Genomic DNA, 17,322 nt, shown 5'->3' on the forward strand with positions numbered 1-17,322 from the left:
GACCAGGTCCGCCGTGATGGCGCCGGCCAGCCGGCGGGTCGGGACGCCCCGCGCGTCCCGGCCCGCCGGGCTGCGGCCGCGCTGGCTCGTCGCCGGCCTGGTCGCGGTGCTGGTCGCCCTGGTCGCGGGGGTGTCGCTCGGCCCGGTCAGCCTGCCACCGGGCAGCGTCGCGGCCGAGCTGCTCAACCTCGTTCCCGGGGTACGCATCGACAGCGGGCTGACCGAGCGGGAGATCGCCATCGTCACCGAGCTGCGGCTGCCCCGGGTGGTGCTCGGCCTGCTGGTCGGCGGGCTGCTCGCCCTGGCCGGCGCCGCCTACCAGGGGGTCTTCCGCAACCCGCTGGCCGACCCGTACCTGCTCGGGGTGGCGGCCGGGGCCGGCCTGGCGGTCACCGCCGCGATCACCCTCGGGGTGGGCGCGGGCGGCGCGCTGACCGGGCTGCCCGCGACCATCCCGCTCGCCGCGTTCGTCGGCTCGATCGGCGCGGTCGCGATGACCTACCTGCTCGGCGCCGCCGGAGGCCGCGGGCGTTCGCCGGCCACCCTGATCCTGGCCGGGGTGGCGGTCTCCGCGTTCCTCTCCGCCGGGCAGACGTACCTGCTGCAACGCAACTCCGACAGCATCCAGCAGGTCTACTCCTGGCTGCTCGGCCGGCTGGCCACCGCCGGCTGGCACGATGTCCGGCTGGTGCTGCCGTACTTCCTGCTCACCGCCGTGGTGGTGCTGCTGCACCGGCGCGAGCTCGACGTGCTCTCCGTCGGCGACGACGAGGCGACCAGCCTGGGGCTGCACCCGCAGCGCTCCCGCTACCTGCTGATCGCCGCCGCCTCGCTGGGCACCGCCGCGGCGGTCTCCGCCTCCGGCCTGATCGGCTTCGTCGGGATCATCGTGCCGCACACCGTACGGCTGCTCGCCGGGTCGAGCTACCGGGTGATCCTGCCGCTCTCGCTGCTCTTCGGCGGCGCCTTCCTGGCGCTGACCGACGTGGTGGCCCGCACCGCGGCGGCCCCCGCCGAGGTGCCGATCGGCGTGGTCACCGCGCTGCTCGGCGGCCCGTTCTTCGTGCTGGTGCTGCACACCACCCGGCGGGTGATCGGATGAGCGCGCCCGCGGTCGAGGTGCGCGACCTGCGCGTCCGCCTGGACGGCGCGCCGATCCTGGCCGGCGTCGACCTGACCGTCGCCGCCGGCGAGTGGGTCACCGTGATCGGCCCGAACGGCGCCGGGAAGTCGACCCTGCTGCGCGCCGTCGGCGGCCTGCTGCCCGCGCCGGGCGCCATCTCCCTCTTCGGTACGCCGAGCGAGTCGCTGCGCCGCCGGGAGCGGGCCCGGGTGGTGGCCACCGTGGCCCAGTCCCCGGTCGTGCCGCCCGGCATGGCGGTGCTGGACTACGTGCTGCTCGGCCGCACCCCCTACATCCCGCCGCTGGGCCGGGAGTCCGCCGCCGACCTGGCCGCCGCGTACGACGTCCTGGACCGGCTGGACCTCGCCGGCTTCCACGACCGGGAACTGGCCACCCTCTCCGGCGGTGAGCGGCAGCGGGTCTTCCTGGCCCGGGCGCTGGCCCAGGGCGCCACCCTGCTGCTGCTCGACGAGCCGACCAGCGCGCTGGACATCGGCCACCAGCAGGAGGTGCTGGAGCTGGTCGACCAGTTGCGCCGGGCGCACGGTCTCACCGTGCTGGCCACCATGCACGACCTCTCCGTGGCCGGCGAGTACGCCGACCGGCTGGTGCTGCTCGCCGACGGCCGGGTGGTGGCCAGCGGCGCGCCCCGCGAGGTGCTCACCGAGCGGCTGCTCGCCGAGCACTACCGGGCGAGCGTGCGGGTGGTGGACGGCGAGCACGGGCCGCTGGTGGTGCCGGTGCGGCCGGAGCCGCGGACGGTCAGGGCGGAGTAGTACCGAGGATCGAGAAGAACGCCCCCTGCGGGTCGGTGAGCACGGCGAACCGGCCGCGCGGCAGGTCGGTCGGCTGGACGGCGAGTGCCCCGCCCAGCCGCAGCGCCTCGGCGGCGACGGTGTCGGCGTCGGTGACCGCGAAGTAGACCATCCAGTGCGACGGGAGATCGCCCCAGTCCTGGCCGATCATCGGCATCATCCCGGCGACCGGGCTGCCGTCCAGCTGCCAGGTGGTGTAGGTGGTCTCGCCCATCGGCTGGTCGTCCGCCGTCCAGCCGAACACCGCCCGGTAGAACTCCTTCGCCCGGTCCCACTCCCGCGTGGTCAGCTCGGCCCAGGTCAGCGAGCCGGGTACGTCGAACACCTCGGCCCCCGGCAGGCCGAGCGACTGCCACACCCCGAACGACGCCCCGGCCGGGTCGGCGCAGAGCGCCGTCCGCCGGGAGCCGGTGACGTCGGACGGCCCGGCCAGGACCCGACCACCGGCGGCGGTCACCCGCTGGGCGACCCCGTCGACGTCGTCGGTCGCCAGGTACGGCGTCCAGGCCGGCGGCCGCTGCGGTCCCGCCCCCAGCCCGGCGCCGGCCACCGGTCTGCCCTGCTGGTGGAAGACGAGGTGACCGTCGGCGGGGGGCTGCGCGTCCGCCCCGGCGACGGCCCAGCCGAACAGCGGCGCGTAGAAGCGCGCCGCGCCGGCGAGGTCGGTGGTGACCAGGTCGACCCAGGCGGGTGCCCCCGGTGGGATGTCCGTCATGGCTTCGGCTCGGCTTCCTCTGCTCGTGGGCGGCTCTGGTGCTCGTGGACGGCGCTGGTGCTGGCGGGCGGCGCTGGTGCTCGTGGGCGGCGCTGGGCGGGGGCGCTGGGCGGCGGGACGGCGAGCGCCATGGCCGTCAGCCGGGGCCGGCCGGGGCGATGACGTTGAAGAGCGCGCCCTGCGGGTCGCGGAGGGCGGCGTACCGGCCGGCCGGGATGTCCTGGGGCGGGACCAGGATGGTGCCGCCCAGCTCGGCGGCGCGGGCGGCCGCCGCGTCCGCGTCGGCCACCGCGAAGTACACCGACCAGTAGGCGGGTGAGTCGGCCGGGAAATCGTCGCCGAGCGGCGGCATCATCCCCGCCACGATCTGCGCGCCGAGCCGCCAGCCGGTGTAGGTGACCGAACCCATCGGCTGGTCGTCCGGGTGCCAGCCGAAGACCAGCTCGTAGAAGACCTTGGCGCCGTCCGGGTCGGGGGTGACCAGTTCGTTCCAGCTCATCGCGCCGGGTACGCCGAGCACCTCGGCGCCGGGCATCGCCATCGGCTGCCACACGCTGAACGCCGCACCGCACGGGTCGGCGAAGACCGCCATCCGCCCCCGGTCGAAGACCGCGAACGGCGGCACCACCACCTGCCCACCGGCCCGCTCGACCCGCCCGGCCACCAGGTCGGCGTCGTCGGTCGCGACGTACGTCGACCAGATCGGCACCTGCTCCGGGATGGCCGGGGGCCCGACCCCGGCCACCGCCCGCCCGTCGAGCTGGAAGACGGTGTAGCCGCCCGCCTCGGGCTCCGGCGCGATCCGCCCCGTCCAGCCGAACAGCTGCGGGTAGAAGCGCCGCGCGTCGGCGAGATCCGGGGTGGCCAGGTCGGCCCAGCAGGGCGTACCCGGCGGCACGGTGCTCACGTCGACCCCCCTCGGCTGTGGGCGCCCACGCCGGCACGCCCTGCCGGCATCGTGGCACCGTTCGCGCGCCGTACGGGGCGGATCGGGCGAATCGTCAGCTGAACCGTCGACCCTCGTCCCGCCGGTACGCCCACCCGGCCAGCGCCGCCAGGACCACCACCCAGACCCCGAGCATGGCCATCGACAGCGGGTTCAGCGGGTAGTCGCCGACCGCCGCCCACATCAGCTCCACCGCGCCCCGGGTCGGCAGGTACGGCGCGATCGCCTCGATGAAGGCGGGCGCCTGGTCCGGGGCGGTGAGCAGGCCGCCGCCGAAGGCGAGCGGGAAGAAGACCACCTGGGCCACCACGATCGCCGCCTTGCTGGGCAGCGAGTAGCCGATGGCGAGCCCCATCAGCGTGAACGGCACCGACACCAGCGCGACGGTGACCAGGGCGAGCAGGAACGCCGGCGCGGTGATCCGGGCTTCGGTGAGCGTCGCGCCGATCACCACCACCGGCACCAGCGACAGGTAGGTGAGCGCCAGGCCGGCCAGCACCCGGCCGGCGAAGCGCGGCGCCGACCCCGCCGGGAGGGTCCGGGTGTACGGGTTCCACGGCTGGTCACGGTCCTCGGCGACGCCGACCCCGTACTGGAAGATGTTGGCGCTCATCACCGAGAAGGTGACCATCGAGGCGGTCGCGAAGGTGGCCGCGACCGGGTCCTTTCCGGCGAACGGCACCACGAAGAAGAGCATCGCGGCGGCCGGGAAGAACGCGCTGCCGAACACCGCCACCGGGATCCGCACGATCTCCAGCAGTTGGTAGCGGGCGTGGATCAGGGCGAGCTGCACTCCGGTCGCCTCCTCAGACGGTGGTGGTCGGTCGGGCGGCCGGGGCGTCGGCGGGTCGGCCCTCGGCGCCGGGCTGGCCGCCGTCGGCCGGCCGCTCGCCCTCGGTGGCGGTGATGGCGAGGAACGCCTCCTCCAGCGAGGTGGGCCGGACCTCCAGGTCGGCGAAGGGCACCCCGGCGGTGACCAGGTCCCGCACCAACTGGTCGGCGTCGGTGGTGACCAGGTGGGTGCGCCCGTCGACCTGTTCGGTGCGGACCACGCCGGGCAGCGCGGGCAGCGCGTCGGCGACCAGGCTGACCCGGCGTACGCCGACGATGCCGCGGATCGCGGCCACCGTGTCGTCGGCGAGCACCCGACCCTGCCCGATCACCACCACCCGGTGCGCCAGCGCCTCGACCTCCTCCAGGTAGTGGCTGGTCAGCAGGACTGTGCCGCCGTCGTCGTGGAACGCCCGGATCGCGTCCCAGAGGGTGTGCCGGGCGGCCACGTCCAGGCCGGTGGTCGGCTCGTCCAGCAGCACCAGCCGGGGCCGGCCGACGAAGGCGAGCGCCACCGCGAGCCGCCGCCGCTGCCCGCCGGAGAGGCCGCCGGTCTGCCGCCGCGCCAGCTCGGTCAGGCCGAACCGGTCGAGCAGTTCACGGCGCGGGACCGGATCGGGGTAGTGGGCGGCGACGAAGTCGACCACCTCGCCGACGCGCAGCGTGCCGGGCAGGCCGGTCTCCTGCGGGGTGACTCCGATCTGTCGCCGGCTCGCCGGGTCCCGGGGGTCGCCGCCGAAGAGTTCGACCCGGCCGGAGGTCGGCCGACGCAGCCCGACGAGCAGGTTCAGCAGGGTGCTCTTGCCGGCGCCGTTCGGGCCGAGCAGGCCGACCAGCTCACCGGCGGGCACGTCGAGGTCGACCCGGTCCAGGGCGAGGACGTCGCCGTAGCTACGGCTGGCCTGGACGGCCCGGGCGAGGATCATGGCGGCTCCCAGTCGGCACCGTGGACGGTCGGGTACGGCTCAGGTGTACTCCCTCCCCGCAACCGCCGACCACCGGAGGATGTACGCCGCCCCCGGCGCCGTCTACGCTGCCGCTGGCTGATTGCGCTCGAACGAAGGTGGTCGCCGTGCGGGGGATCCTGACCAGGAACGTGTTGGCGGCCGGAACGGCCCTGGTGAGTCTCGGACTGGTCGCGGCCTCGTCGCCCGCGCCGGCCGCCGACCCGGCGCTCGCGCCGGCCGCCGACGCGGCACCCGTACCGGCGGTGGGCGAGCGGCCCGGATCCGGCGCCGAGCCCCGGCCGGCGCCCCACGACCGCGCGGCCTCGGCGCCCACCACCGGCGCGTCGGGTGCCCGCGCCACCGCGCCGTCAGCCCCGACCGGACGTACGGCCACCGCAGTGGCGCCCCGCTCCGGGCGGGCCGACGCGGCGCCGGCGGACCCGCGGGCCCGGTTCGACCTCGACGGCGACGGCCGCGACGAGCTGGTGGTGGCGGGTTTCGTCACCACCCAGGGCGCCACCGGCTACGGAATCATGATCGACTACTCCGGCTCAGACTGGCGCCAGTACCTCCTCCCGCCCGGTGGGGCGCGCCTGAACTCCCGGTTCGGCGACGCGCTGGCGGCCGGCGACCTGAACGCCGACGGCTACGCCGATCTGGTCGTCGGCGACCCGATGGCGAACGGCTCGGCCGGCGACATCTGGATCTACTCCGGCGGCCGGTACGGCGTCGATCCGGCTGCGGCCCGGCAGGTCACTCAGGACACGCCGGGAGTTCCCGGCGTCGCGCGGGGCGGCGCCGAGTTCGGCCGCGCGCTGGCCGTCGGTGACCTCGACCGCGACGGGTACCCGGACCTGGTGGTCGGCGCGCCGGGCGAGACGGTGGCCGGTTACTCGCTGGCCGGAACGGTGACCGTGCTGCGGGGCAGCGCCGGTGGACTCACCACCGAGGGCGCCCAGCAGCTCAACCAGGACTCGCCGGGCGTCCCCGGAGCGGCAGCCGGGCGGGGCCACTTCGGCTTCGCCGTCGCCGCCGGGGACGTGACCGGCGACGGCCATCCGGACGTGGCGGTCGGCGCGCCGGGCATCGACGGCGCCGGCGCGGGCAGCCTGGTCATCCTGCTGCCCGGCGGCCCGACCGGCCTCCGCCCCGACGGGGCGACGAGCGTCAGGGGCGAGGACTTCGGGATCGGCGCCCTCGGCGAGACCCTCCGGATCGCCGACCTGGACCGGGACGGCCACGGTGACGTGCTGGCCGGAGCGCCCCGCTCCGCCCACGGTGAGTTGGCCTACGTCCGCGGCTCGGCGACCGGGCTGACCACGCAGGGCGCGCAGGTACGCCGGCCGGCCGAGGAGTACGTCGGTGGCATCACCGCCGCCGACTTCGCCAACTCGCTCTCCACGGGTGACGTGACCGGCGACGGCTACCCGGACGTGCTGGTCGGCGCGTCGCAGCGCACCGCCGCCGGGGTGGAGGGGGCCGGCGGGGTGGTGCTCTACCCGGGCGGGCCGCGCGGGCTGGGCGTCGCGGTGGCGTACCACCAGGGCATGGCGACGCCCGGTTACCGGGGCCCGGCGGAGCAGCCGGAGCAGGGCGACTGGTTCGGCAGCGCGGTGGCCGTCCTCGACCTCGACGGCACCGGCCCGCTGGAGATCGTCGTCGGCGCGCAATACGAGAACACCGCCGGCCTGCTGACCGAACTCGCGGTGGGGAAGGCCCCCGTCCGTTCCGGCCCGGTCCCGCCGGGTGGCTCGGCCCCCGCCGTCTCGCCCTGGCTCCTCTACCCGGTGCAGCAGTGGTACTGGAATGACCTGTCGAGCTCGCCGAGCAACCGGATCATGTACGCCGGCCGGCAGTTGCTGGGCTGACCCGGCCCGGCCGCCGGGCTCACCTGAGCTCGGCGGGGAGCGGCGCGTGGTGTAGCACCGACAGCCGGGACACCGCCCGGGTGAGCACCACGTAGAGCCGGTGCAGGCCGCGCTGCTCGGCGGCCACGATGGCGGCCGGTTCGACGACGATGACGTGGTCGTACTCCAGGCCCTTCACCAGCGTCGCCGGCACGACGGTGACCCGCGCCCCGGCGGCCGGGTCGTCGGCCGTGGCCGCCTCGACCCCGGCGGCGGCCAGCGCCGCGCGCAGCCCGTCGACCGCGTCGTCCGCGGCGATCACCGCGATCGAGCCCTCGTGCGCCAGCGCCGCCCGCACCTCGGCCACCGTCGCGGCCGGGAGATCGCCGACGGTACGCACGTCCAGCGCGCCGTCGCGGCGCAGCGACTCCGCCGGCGGCACGTCGACGGCGAGCGCCGGCAGCAGCCGGTTGGCGAACGCGACCACGGCGGCGGGCACCCGGAAGCCGATCGTCAGCGGGACCACCGTGGCCTCCGGCTTGCCTAGGTGGGCGAGGGACTGGCGCCAGTCGGTGGCGGCCCACGGCGCGGTGCCCTGGGCGAGGTCCCCGAGCAGGGTGATCGACCCGTGTTCGCTGCGCCGGGCGATCACCCGGCACTGCATCGGCGAGAGGTCCTGCGCCTCGTCGACCACCACGTGCCCGAAGCCGGCCGGGCGCTCGATCAGCCCGGCCGCCTCGTCGATGAGCACCGCGTCGGCGGCCGTCCACTTCACGGCCTTGGCGGTGCGCGCCGGCTTCGCCCAGGTCAGCAACGCCTGCTCGGCCGGGGTGAGCAGGCCCTCGGCCACCGCCGCCAGCCGGGCCGGGTCGGCGAACAGGGCGTGTACCAGCCCTTCCGGGGTGAGCGCCGGCCAGACCGCGTCGAGGAAGTCGACGACCGGCCGGCAGCGGCCCATCCGCCGCAGCCAGGCGTCGCTCGGCGACTCGGCCCGCCGCGCCTCGGCCTGGCGTTGCAGCAGGCTGACCACCCGGGCCCGGACCCGATCCCGGCCGACCGCGTACGGCAAATTCTCCCGGCGGGTCTCCTGCACCACCCGGTGCAGCGGCTCCAGGCCGATCCGCCACCGGTACGAGCCGTCGGAGACGGTGATCGGTTCGGTCGGCTCGCCGATGTGCGCGTGCACCGCCCGGCGGAGCAGCTCGGCCATCCCTGCGTCGTGCTTGACGACCGCGGCCGCCGGGTCGTCGACCGCCCGCACCGGCACCCGGTCGAGCAGGTCCTCCACGGTGGCCTGGGCGACCTCGACCTCGCCGAGCGCCGGCAGCACCGCCGCGATGTACGCCAGGAACGCCCGGTTCGGCCCGACGATCAGCACGCCGGCCCGGCGCAGCCGTTCCCGGTGCAGGTAGAGCAGGTACGCGGCCCGGTGCAGGCCGACGGCGGTCTTTCCGGTGCCCGGCGCCCCCTGTACGCAGATCGAGTCGGCCAGTTCGGCCCGGACCAGTTCGTCCTGCTCGGGCTGGATGGTGGCCACGATGTCGCGCATCGGCCCGACCCGGGGCCGCTCGATCTCGGCGGTCAGGATCCGGCTGGCCGTGCCGAGCTCCTCGCCCCGGTCCAGGTGTTCGTCCTCGAAGCTGGTCAGCGCGCCGTTGTTGAAGCCGAACCGGCGCCGGACCGCCAGGCCCTGCGGATCCCGCGCGCTGGCCCGGTAGAACGCCCGGGAGACCGGGGCCCGCCAGTCCAGCACCAGCGGCTCCCCCCGCTCGTCGGTCACGTGCCGCCGGCCCACGTGGTACCGGCGCCCGGCGTGGTCCAGGTCCCCCTCGCCGCCGGGTTCGGTGGCCGGGGCGGTGTCGCCGGCGAAGTCGAGGCGGCCGAAGAAGAGCGGCGTGGACGGGTCGTCGGCGAGTTCGGCGACCCGGCGGGCCAGCGTACGGCCCAGCGTCTCGGCCGCGTACGCGTCGCCGGCCACCTGGTCACCGGTGGCGAAGAGGGCCTCGGCGCGTTCCCGCATCCGCTTCAGCGCGGCGCGGGAGGCGGCGAGGTGCTCGCGCTCCGCGGCGAGGTCGGTGTCGAGGTCGAGGTCGAGTGCGGTCACGCTGATTTCCCCTCGAGGTCATCTGCTGATCGCTCGCGTGTCCGGCAGGCGGATGGCCGGCCTCCGGCGCGGGACGTCCGTTGCGGTGCCCAGCGCACCCTGGCCGTCGAAGCGACCTGACAGCCTACGCGCCCCCCAACCACCCCTCCACCGAATTTCCACCGCCCCTCGCCGCGGCGGTTCGCGGAGGTCGGACGGGTGCCGGACGGTGGGGAGTGCCGACGCTGGCCGCCGGTTGTGCGGGTGCGAGGGCCGGGACGAGGGCATGCGGCGGTCCCGGATGGCTGGATCATGGTCTTCGATGCAGGAGGTTGCGGCGCGGCTGCCGCTGCGGGTCGAGCCAGGCGGGCGGGAGAAATTCGGGTCGGCCGTCGGCGGCGAGTCGCACCGCCCATTCGCCCTGATGGACGAGTCGGTGGTGGTGGCCGCAGAGCAGCACCGCGTTGGACAGGGCGGTGGGGCCGCCGTCGGCCCAGTGCCGGATGTGGTGGCCGTCGCACCAGCGCGGCGGCCGGTCGCAGCCGGGAAAGGCGCAGCCGCCGTCGCGCAGGACGAGTGCGCGGCGCAGCGGGCCGCTGATCAGGCGTCGCTGGCGGCCGAGGTCGAGGACCTGGCTGTCGCCGCCGAGCACGGCCGGCAGGACGGCGGCGTCGCAGGCGAGCCGGCGGAGTGCGCCGGGAGTCACCCGCAGGCCGGTGTCGAGGGTGCCGGCACCGAGCTGATTGGTCATCGGGTCGAGCGGCACGGTGACGACGAGCTGTGGCCGGTCGCCGCCGTTGGCCGGGAGAGCGCCGGTGCGCAGGGCGAGGCGGCAGACCTCACCGAGGGCGTCGGCGCGGCGCTGGCCGGGTGCCCGGTCGTCGTGCGGCCCGCTCGGGGCGCAGAGCGAATCGATGGCCGCGCGCAGCACGGCCGCGGTCTCGGCGTCCAGGGTGCCGGTGAGCCGTACCTGGCCATCGGCCTGGTCGGCGAGAGTGAGGTGCCGGCGCGCCTCGGCGCGGGCTTCGGCCGCCTCCAGTGCCGCCAGCTCGGCGCGGTCGGCCAGGTCGGGGGCGACGTGGACGAGCACCCGCTCGCCGAGTCGGCGCAGGATCGCCGGCTCGAACCGGTCGGCCCAGTCGACCAGGAGCTGTGCGGCCTTGTCCGCCACCTCCGGCCCCGCCTCGGTGGGCAACGCGGCGACCGCCTGCGCCACCACCATGCCCTGCTCAACCGTCATCGACCCGGACAGCAGCGCCGCGCGCGCCACTGCAGGGGCGGCATCGACAGCGGCGGCGACCTCGACCAGGCGACGCGCCGACCGGCCCGAGACGCGTAGCCGCTCCCGCAGCCACACCGCCGTCGACGAGGCGCCCTGCGCGACCGCCAGGCCGCGGCCGTCGACCTCGCGCACCAGGCAGCTTCACCGCCGCCAAGCGCTGCTCCAGCAGGTGCACCGCATCGAGCGACGCGGTCAGCTCGGCGTCGGACAAGGCCCACGCGGCGGCGTCGGCGCACTCGCCCACCACCTCACCGACCTGCGCCAACGCCGTCATCACGCAGTCCACGTTAGAACACCCGTACGACAGTTTCGTGAAGTCGGTCGAGCTGGCCGGCAGGGGATCGGGCGGGTCCAGGCAGACCGCGCTGATGCGGACTATCGTCCCGGCCGCCGGGCCGTTGCCTGGACCTGCGCCGGCACGCGGTCCCGGCCGCCTCGTGGCATCGGCGACGCCGTGTCGGCGGTTGCGGGTGCTACGGCCGCGTCGACGTTTCCGACGGATGCCGGTGAGCAGCGGATGGGCGGGGTGCGGTGGCGGCCGGGTGGTGCGGCGTCGGCCGGTAGCGCAGGTCGATGACGTCCCGGCGTTGCTGGTTGAGGCTCCAGTCCGAGACCTCGGCCAGGTCGATGGTGGTCCGGAGGATGCCGGTCTCCCCGGGCGGCAGCTCGCCGAGCACCTCGCCGCGGGGCGAGACGACCATGCTCGGGCAGTGCTGCCGCGGGTCGGCGAGGTTCACCGCGAACACGTACCGCTGGTTCTCGGCGGCGCGGCTGATCAGGTGGCTGCGCCAGACGCCGGTGGTGGCCTCGGGGTTGGCGGCGTTGGTCAGGTAGACGAAGGCGGCCGCGCCGGAGCGGGCCAGCTGCTGCCACTGCTCGGGGTAGCGGAGCTCCCGGCAGAGCTGTACGCCGACGAGGAGGTCGCCCCAGGGCTGGGCCACCCGGCGGACCGGCAGTTCGGCTCCGGCCCGGAGCACCGGGCGCTCGTTCACCGCGAGGTTGATCTTCCGGTAGGTCCACCGCTCGCCGGCCGGGGTGAAGTGCAGCGCGACGTTCCACCAGACGCCGTCCTCGGGCAGCAGCGAGCCGCAGAAGAGGTGCACGCGGCGCTGCCGGGCCAGTTCGCCGACCGTCCCGACCGCTCGGGCGAGACGCGCCCGGTCGAGCGTGGCCAGGGGCGACAGGTCGGGGGCGTACCCGGAGAGCGCGCCCTCGGGCAGCAGCACGAGGTCGTCCGGCTCGGCGCGGCCCACGACCCGCGCGATCGCGGCGAGGTTCGCGTCGATGTCCCAGTCGGTCGGGATCTGGCCGATCGTCACTGTCGTCTTCATCTCGTCCTCCTACCGACCCGTCCTGCCTGGTCGGGGCGCCGGTCCGCGCGGGGCGATGGTGCGGCGGCGGGGTGGGCGGGGATCATGAGGGGATGACCGAGCCGCGTGCCGAGCGTAGTCGGGTGACCATCAGCGACCCGCGGGTGATGCGGGCGCTGGCCCATCCAGCCCGACTCGCGATCACCGAACACCTCAGTGGGCTGGAGGGCGGGGCGACCGCCACCGAGTGTGCGGAGATCGTCGGGCTCTCTCCGAGCGCCACCAGCTACCACCTGCGGGAACTGGCCAAGGCCGGGCTGGTGGAGCAGGCGCCGAGCCGGGGCGACGCGCGGGAGCGGGTCTGGCGGACGGTCAGTCCGAGCTGGACGATCGACGCCGGACGGACCACCGAGCCGGAGGCGCAGGCCGCCGAGCGCGCGCTGATCGAGGCGTGGCTGGCCCGCGACCTGGAGCGCAGCCGTGACTGGTTGCGGCGCGCGCCCCACGAGCCGCCCGAGTGGTACGCGGCGACCCGTCTCGCCGACAGCCAACTGCTGCTCACCGCGGCGGAGTTGACCGAGCTCAACGATGCGGTCGACCGCCTGTTGGAGCCGTACCGGAAGCGGTCCCGGGTGAACCCGCCGGCCGGGGCGCGCACGGTCGCCATCCAGTACAAGGCGGTGCCGCTGGACTGACCGGGTTTGAGTCGATCAGGTGTGAAGGATTATTTTCGAAGTATGTCCTTCATATCTGGCCGGTCGCGCTGGTCCGACGTCTGGCTCGCCACCGCCGCGCGAGGCATCGCCAGCTGCGGCGATTTCCTGGTCGCCAGCGCGCTGACCCTCGCCCTGCAGTCCGCCGGGGCCGGCGGGCTCGCCGTTTCCGGGGTGCTCCTCGCGGCGACCCTGCCCCTGGTGGTGCTCGCCCCGCTGACCGGGCGGCTCGCCGACCGGGTGGACAGCCGCACCATCCTGGTGGCCGCCGGGCTGGCCCAGGCCGGCATCTGCCTCGCGCTCGCGTACGCCGAGCACCCGGCCCTGGTCATCGTGCTGGTGGCGCTGCTGGCGGCCGGTCTCGCCGCCACCCAGCCGGTGATCTCGGCGCTGGTGCCGGTGATGGTCCGGGCGGCGGATCTGCCCCGGGCCAGCGCGCTCAACCAGTCTGCCGGCACGCTCGGCGCGCTCGCCGGTCCAGCCCTGGCCGGGCTGCTGGTGGGCCAGTTCGGCGCCCGTCCACCGCTGCTGCTGGCCGCTGGCAGCTATCTCGCGCTGGTGGTGGCCGGGCTGTTGATCCGTACCCGCCGGGGCGGCCGGCGGCGCGCGGAACCGGCGCTGCCCGGCGGCGCGGTGCCCGCGACCGGCTGGCGGCTGTGCCAGGACCCGCTGCTGGTGGCGATGGTGGCCAGCGTCGCCGGCGTGATCGGCGCGGTCGGCGCGATCAACGTGGTGGAGGTCTTCTTCATCCGCGAGACGCTGGGCAGCTCCACCACGGTGTACGGGCTGGTGACCGGCGCCTGGACGCTCGGCATCCTGGCCGGCGGGTGGCTGTTCGCCCGGGTGGTGCGGCGGCTCGATCGGGACGGCGCGCTGGTCGGGGCCGGCCTGGCGTTGCTCGGCGGCTGCTGCCTGATGGTGCTGGCCTCGGCGGCGGTGCCGGCCGCCCTGCTGCTGGTGCCGATCTTCGTGGTCGGCGGCGTCTTCAACGGCGGCAACAACGTCTTCGACACCGTGCTGCTGGCCCGCCGGGTGCCGGAGGCGGCGCGGGGACGCGCCTTCGCCTTCTTCGGGGCGTCGGTGCAGGGCGCGGCGATGGTCGGCTACCTGGCCGGCGGGCTGCTGTTGGAGGTGGCCGCGCCGCGGCCGCTGGTCGCCGCCTGCGGGGTGGCCGGCCTGGTGGTGGTCGCCGCCGTCGCGCTGCCCCTGCGCCGGGCGAGCCGCGCGGCCACCCCGGCCGTCCTCGAACCGGCACCTGCCGGTCCGCCGCCGCTCGCCCCCGACTCGGTGCGGGGAGAGCTGGAACCCGCCGGTCCGCCGCCGTTCGCCTCCGACCTGGGAGACCCGGCACCTGCCGGCCCGCCGCCGCTCGCTCCCGACCTGGTGCGGAAGAACCCGGCGCCGGCCGGCCCGGCGTGAGCCTGCCTCCCGGGTCGCCTGCCGCTGGATCGCCGGCGACCCGGGAGCCGGTGTGCCGGGAGCCGGCGGAGTCGTGTGCCCGCCGCCCGTACCCGAGGCGGCGCTGGCCGGCCCGGCGGCGGGTGCTGCTAAGGCCGGCCGGCGGGGCGGGTGCGGAATTGGCCACTCCGGGGCCGGCCCGCCGAGCCCCGTCCCGCGGGCCGGGATACGGTCGGGCCATGGTCGAGCACGTCGCACGCCCCCGGGTCGGGCACATCCAGTTCCTGAACTGCCTGCCGATCTACTGGGGTCTGATGCGCTCCGGCGCGCTGATCGACGTCGACCTGCACAAGGACTCGCCGGACCGGCTGAGCGCGGCGCTGGTCGCCGGCGACCTGGACATCGGCCCGATCTCCCAGGTGGAGTACCTGCGGCACGCCGACGAGCTGCTGCTCCTGCCGGATCTGGCGGTCGGCAGCGACGGCCCGGTGCTCTCGGTGAACGTCGTCTCCACCCGGCCGCTGGCCGAGCTGGACGGCGCCCGGGTCGCGCTCGGCTCGACCTCGCGCACCGGGGTGCTGCTGGCCCAGCTGCTGCTCGCCGAGCGGTACGGCGTCCGGCCGGAGTACTTCCGCTGCCCGCCCGACCTGACCCAGATGCTGCTGGAGGCGGACGCCGCCGTGCTGATCGGCGACGTGGCGCTGCGCGCGCTCTACGAGGCACCCAAGCAGGGGCTGGAGGTCACCGACCTCGGGCAGGCGTGGCGGGAGTGGACCGGGCTGCCGATGGTCTTCGCCGTCTGGGCGGTCCGCCGCGACTTCGCCGCCGCCCACCCCGGGCTGGTCAAGGAGGTGCACGAGGCCTTCCTGCGCTCGCGCGACCTCTGCCTCGCCGAGCTGGACCAGGTGGCCGAGGCGGGTGCCCGCTGGGAGCCGTTCGACGCGGCCACGCTGGCCTCGTACTTCCGGGCGCTGGACTTCTCGCTCGGCGAGCGCCAGGTGGCCGGGCTGCGCGAGTTCGCCCGCCGGGCCGCGAACCTGGGCGCCGCCCCGGCCCTTCCGGCCGGCGGCCCCGCCTTCTTCACCGGCTGACGCCGAAGCCGGCACCCACGGCGACGTCGGTGCAGCGGCGGCACGGGCGAGGCCCAGCCGATTCGCCGCTGGCGCGGCCAGCGCCCCATGCCGGCCATCATCCCCACCGCCGGACAGCCCTACGAATACCGCTGCCGGCCAGCCCGGCCCGCGTCCAGCACGGACCTGCGGTGGGCCGCTTGGACCTGCGGTGGGCCACTTGGACCGACCCGGGTCGGGCGGCCGCCGAAGGTCAGGTGGCGTCGCGGAGGAGGGCTGCGGTGATCTTCTGGCAGTTCTTCATGCCGTAGTCGTAGCCCATGTCGATCGGGTAGCGGACCATCACGCCCATCGTCCAGGTGTCGCCGATGGCCAGGCAGTTGATGTGCATCTCCTGCTCCTTGGTCCGGTCGATCCAGCCGTTCTTGATGGCGATGGTCTTCCGCTCGGCGGACGGGAAGGCCTTGCGGATGCCGAAGTCACCCGCGCCGCGGACCAGCCGCATCTCGTTGAGCAGCCACTTGGTCCACTTCGGCCCGGTCGCCCGGCCGTCGGCGATGCAGTTGCCCAGCCTTGCGGTGTCCCGCGGGGACAGCTTCGTCCGGCTCCAGCCACCGTCGCTGGCGACGCTGCTGTCGGTCAGCTCGCACATCGAGATCAGCCGCTTGATCGAGGCGGACCCGCCGATGGCGTTGTAGAACTGCTGGGCCCGGGTGTTGTCGCTGTCCCGGATGATCTTCGTGGCGTCGGCCAGCTTGGCGTCGCTCGGGGTCTGGTCCTTCTCGTCGGCCCGGCGCAGGTAGTCGGCGACGATCCAGGACTTGATCAGCGAGGCGGTGGTGCTGGTCTCGTCCATGTTGTCGGAGCCGATGATGTCGCCGGTGCGCCGGTCCAGCACGCTCCAGGCATACCAGCCCTCGATGTCCAGGTCGAGGTCCTTCGCCTCGAACGGCAGCGGCTCCAGCGTCTCGCTCGGGCTCGGCGTGGGCGTCGGCCGCGACCTGCGGTCGGTCGGCGTACCGGTGGAGCGGTCGCCGGCGTCGCCCCACCGCGCGGCCGCCGTGGACTCGAACGGCGAGCCGGGAAGCAGGCGCAGGGACACCAGCACCATGCCGATCAGGATCGCCGCGACGGCGATCAGCTTCAGCGGCGAGGTCTCCTTGCGCTCGCCCCGGCGGCCGGCCATCAGAGCTTCCCGACCGGCTGCTGCGGCACCTTGAGCGCGGCACCGGGCTGCGGGGTCACCAGCTGGCTGGCGACGCTGGCGCAGACCTGGGCGCCGTACTTCAGCCCACTCCTGATCGGGTAGCGCAGCATCACGGCGAGGCTCCACCGGTCCGTCACGGCGAGGCAGTTGACGTGCCAGTTGCCGTCGTAGTTCAGCGGGGTCCAGCCGTTCTTCATGCTGACCGGGCCCTGGCTGGTGATCGACTCTGGCAGCCCGTCGATGATCCCCCAGCGACCGCCGCCCTGGCGGGCCTTCTGGTCCTTGGCCGCCGTGGTGCCCCGGACCTTGGCCATCTCGTCCAGCAGGAACTTGGTCCACTTCGGCCCGGCGGCGGTGCCGTCGGCGATGCAGTCGCCGAGGCGTACCGCGTCGCGGGGCGACATCCGGGTGAAGCTCCACCAGCCGACGTAGCCCGGCACGTTGCCCGGCTTGGTGTCGGTCAGCTTGCAGGTGCTGCTCATCCGCTTGATGCTCGCGGCGCCGCCGATCGCCCGGTAGAGCCGGTTGGCGGCGTCGTCGTTGCTGTCCCGGATCGCCGTGGTGATGTCCTTCTTGAAGCTGGCCGGCAGGGCCTTGTCGCCGAGCCGGTTCAGGTAGTCGGCCGCGAACCAGGACTTGATCATCGACTCGGTGGAGCTGGTCGAGGCCATGTTCTTCGAGCCGGAGATCTCACCGCTCTCCCGGTCCATCAGGGCCCAGGAGAAGAACTCGCCCTTGAAGTTCACCGCGACCGGGGTCGCCGCGAGGGTCGGCGGGGGCGGTGGTGCCGGGGCGGGCGCCGCGACGCTGCCGCCGCCTCCGCCGCCGGTCTCGCCGTCGCCGGCGAGCCGGGCGTACGCGGCCGGAACCAGCAGGACGCCACCGAGGAGGACCGCCACGATGGCGAGCACCATGGTCACGCGGGAACGCATGAGTGGGTGAGCTCCAGATGTCAGGGCCGGGGGGAACCGGCTGTGTTGCCCGGACGGATCGGCGGATCGCCGAGGCCGGGGGAGACGGCCTCGATGGCTGGCG

General features: G+C 75.0%; 15 protein-coding genes. 6 read left to right on the forward strand and 9 right to left on the reverse strand.

The window, feature by feature from the left end:
- The first annotated feature begins 16 nt into the window (after nucleotides 1–16).
- Nucleotides 17–1,102, forward strand: coding sequence for a FecCD family ABC transporter permease (locus GA0070609_RS30585; RefSeq protein ID WP_088996996.1), 1,086 nt, complete (start codon nucleotides 17–19; stop codon nucleotides 1,100–1,102).
- Nucleotides 1,099–1,899 (forward strand): ABC transporter ATP-binding protein, encoded by an 801-nt coding sequence (locus GA0070609_RS30590; protein ID WP_088996997.1) that lies wholly within the window; start codon nucleotides 1,099–1,101, stop codon nucleotides 1,897–1,899. Before GA0070609_RS30585 ends, GA0070609_RS30590 begins: the two co-directional genes overlap by 4 nt.
- On the opposite strand, the gene GA0070609_RS30595 is transcribed toward GA0070609_RS30590, so the two are convergent.
- The 4 genes from GA0070609_RS30595 to GA0070609_RS30610 form a co-directional block, all read right to left on the reverse strand.
- The gene (locus GA0070609_RS30595; RefSeq protein WP_088996998.1) at nucleotides 1,886–2,653 is read right to left on the reverse strand and encodes a VOC family protein; all 768 of its coding nucleotides are present in this window, start codon (nucleotides 2,651–2,653) and stop codon (nucleotides 1,886–1,888) included. The genes GA0070609_RS30590 and GA0070609_RS30595 overlap by 14 nt on opposite strands.
- 136 nt (nucleotides 2,654–2,789) lie before the next feature.
- Nucleotides 2,790–3,560, reverse strand: a complete 771-nt coding sequence (locus tag GA0070609_RS30600; protein WP_088996999.1) for a VOC family protein — start codon at nucleotides 3,558–3,560, stop codon at nucleotides 2,790–2,792.
- A 94-nt stretch (nucleotides 3,561–3,654) separates the two neighbouring features.
- Nucleotides 3,655–4,392, reverse strand: coding sequence for an ABC transporter permease (locus GA0070609_RS30605; RefSeq protein ID WP_088997000.1), 738 nt, complete (start codon nucleotides 4,390–4,392; stop codon nucleotides 3,655–3,657).
- A 13-nt stretch (nucleotides 4,393–4,405) separates the two neighbouring features.
- Nucleotides 4,406–5,356, reverse strand: coding sequence for an ABC transporter ATP-binding protein (locus GA0070609_RS30610; RefSeq protein WP_088997001.1), 951 nt, complete (start codon nucleotides 5,354–5,356; stop codon nucleotides 4,406–4,408).
- A 146-nt stretch (nucleotides 5,357–5,502) separates the two neighbouring features.
- Here GA0070609_RS30610 and GA0070609_RS30615 point away from each other — a divergent pair, with 146 nt between their 5' ends.
- Entirely contained in the window at nucleotides 5,503–7,245 is a 1,743-nt protein-coding gene (locus tag GA0070609_RS30615; protein WP_157748335.1) for an FG-GAP-like repeat-containing protein, read from the forward strand.
- Nucleotides 7,246–7,264: 19 nt separating this feature from the next.
- Here GA0070609_RS30615 and GA0070609_RS30620 read toward each other — a convergent pair whose 3' ends face one another.
- The 3 genes from GA0070609_RS30620 to GA0070609_RS30630 all read right to left on the reverse strand — a co-directional run bounded on the left by GA0070609_RS30620 (nucleotide 7,265) and on the right by GA0070609_RS30630 (nucleotide 11,920).
- A complete protein-coding gene (locus tag GA0070609_RS30620; RefSeq protein ID WP_088997003.1) occupies nucleotides 7,265–9,328 on the reverse strand; it encodes a HelD family protein in 2,064 nt (687 codons plus the stop codon).
- Nucleotides 9,329–9,617: 289 nt separating this feature from the next.
- On the reverse strand, nucleotides 9,618–10,721 hold the full coding sequence (locus tag GA0070609_RS30625; RefSeq protein ID WP_331716892.1) for an HNH endonuclease signature motif containing protein: 1,104 nt from the start codon (nucleotides 10,719–10,721) through the stop codon (nucleotides 9,618–9,620).
- A 341-nt stretch (nucleotides 10,722–11,062) separates the two neighbouring features.
- Nucleotides 11,063–11,920: a carbon-nitrogen hydrolase family protein gene (locus GA0070609_RS30630; RefSeq protein ID WP_088997004.1), complete on the reverse strand. Its 858-nt coding sequence runs from the start codon at nucleotides 11,918–11,920 to the stop codon at nucleotides 11,063–11,065.
- Nucleotides 11,921–12,012: 92 nt separating this feature from the next.
- On the opposite strand from GA0070609_RS30630, the gene GA0070609_RS30635 reads away from it, so the two are divergent.
- The 3 genes from GA0070609_RS30635 (at nucleotide 12,013) to GA0070609_RS30645 (ending at nucleotide 15,101) form a co-directional block, all read left to right on the forward strand.
- Complete coding sequence (locus GA0070609_RS30635; RefSeq protein ID WP_088997005.1) at nucleotides 12,013–12,594, forward strand: ArsR/SmtB family transcription factor; 582 nt, start codon at nucleotides 12,013–12,015, stop codon at nucleotides 12,592–12,594.
- A gap of 42 nt (nucleotides 12,595–12,636) precedes the next feature.
- A complete protein-coding gene (locus GA0070609_RS30640; RefSeq protein WP_088997006.1) occupies nucleotides 12,637–14,031 on the forward strand; it encodes an MFS transporter in 1,395 nt (464 codons plus the stop codon).
- 218 nt (nucleotides 14,032–14,249) lie between these two features.
- On the forward strand, nucleotides 14,250–15,101 hold the full coding sequence (locus GA0070609_RS30645; RefSeq protein ID WP_088997007.1) for a menaquinone biosynthetic enzyme MqnA/MqnD family protein: 852 nt from the start codon (nucleotides 14,250–14,252) through the stop codon (nucleotides 15,099–15,101).
- 232 nt (nucleotides 15,102–15,333) lie between these two features.
- On the opposite strand, the gene GA0070609_RS30650 is transcribed toward GA0070609_RS30645, so the two are convergent.
- Entirely contained in the window at nucleotides 15,334–16,266 is a 933-nt protein-coding gene (locus GA0070609_RS30650) for a hypothetical protein (RefSeq protein WP_088997008.1), read from the reverse strand.
- Complete coding sequence (locus GA0070609_RS30655) at nucleotides 16,266–17,219, reverse strand: hypothetical protein (RefSeq protein WP_088997009.1); 954 nt, start codon at nucleotides 17,217–17,219, stop codon at nucleotides 16,266–16,268. Before GA0070609_RS30655 ends, GA0070609_RS30650 begins: the two co-directional genes overlap by 1 nt.
- Nucleotides 17,220–17,322: the final 103 nt, after the last annotated feature.

The organism is Micromonospora echinaurantiaca (assembly GCF_900090235.1).
Lineage (GTDB): Bacteria > Actinomycetota > Actinomycetes > Mycobacteriales > Micromonosporaceae > Micromonospora > Micromonospora echinaurantiaca.

What these genes read in the sequence shown, in the direction of transcription:
- GA0070609_RS30630 (WP_088997004.1), bottom strand. Translation starts at nt 11,920, where the DNA reads ATGAAGACGACAGTGACGATCGGCCAGATCCCGACCGACTGGGACATC.
- GA0070609_RS30645 (WP_088997007.1), top strand. Translation starts at nt 14,250, where the DNA reads ATGGTCGAGCACGTCGCACGCCCCCGGGTCGGGCACATCCAGTTCCTG.
- GA0070609_RS30655 (WP_088997009.1), bottom strand. Translation starts at nt 17,219, where the DNA reads ATGCGTTCCCGCGTGACCATGGTGCTCGCCATCGTGGCGGTCCTCCTC.
- GA0070609_RS30585 (WP_088996996.1), top strand. Translation starts at nt 17, where the DNA reads ATGGCGCCGGCCAGCCGGCGGGTCGGGACGCCCCGCGCGTCCCGGCCC.
- GA0070609_RS30635 (WP_088997005.1), top strand. Translation starts at nt 12,013, where the DNA reads ATGACCGAGCCGCGTGCCGAGCGTAGTCGGGTGACCATCAGCGACCCG.
- GA0070609_RS30650 (WP_088997008.1), bottom strand. Translation starts at nt 16,266, where the DNA reads ATGGCCGGCCGCCGGGGCGAGCGCAAGGAGACCTCGCCGCTGAAGCTG.
- GA0070609_RS30595 (WP_088996998.1), bottom strand. Translation starts at nt 2,653, where the DNA reads ATGACGGACATCCCACCGGGGGCACCCGCCTGGGTCGACCTGGTCACC.
- GA0070609_RS30610 (WP_088997001.1), bottom strand. Translation starts at nt 5,356, where the DNA reads ATGATCCTCGCCCGGGCCGTCCAGGCCAGCCGTAGCTACGGCGACGTC.
- GA0070609_RS30640 (WP_088997006.1), top strand. Translation starts at nt 12,637, where the DNA reads ATGTCCTTCATATCTGGCCGGTCGCGCTGGTCCGACGTCTGGCTCGCC.
- GA0070609_RS30590 (WP_088996997.1), top strand. Translation starts at nt 1,099, where the DNA reads ATGAGCGCGCCCGCGGTCGAGGTGCGCGACCTGCGCGTCCGCCTGGAC.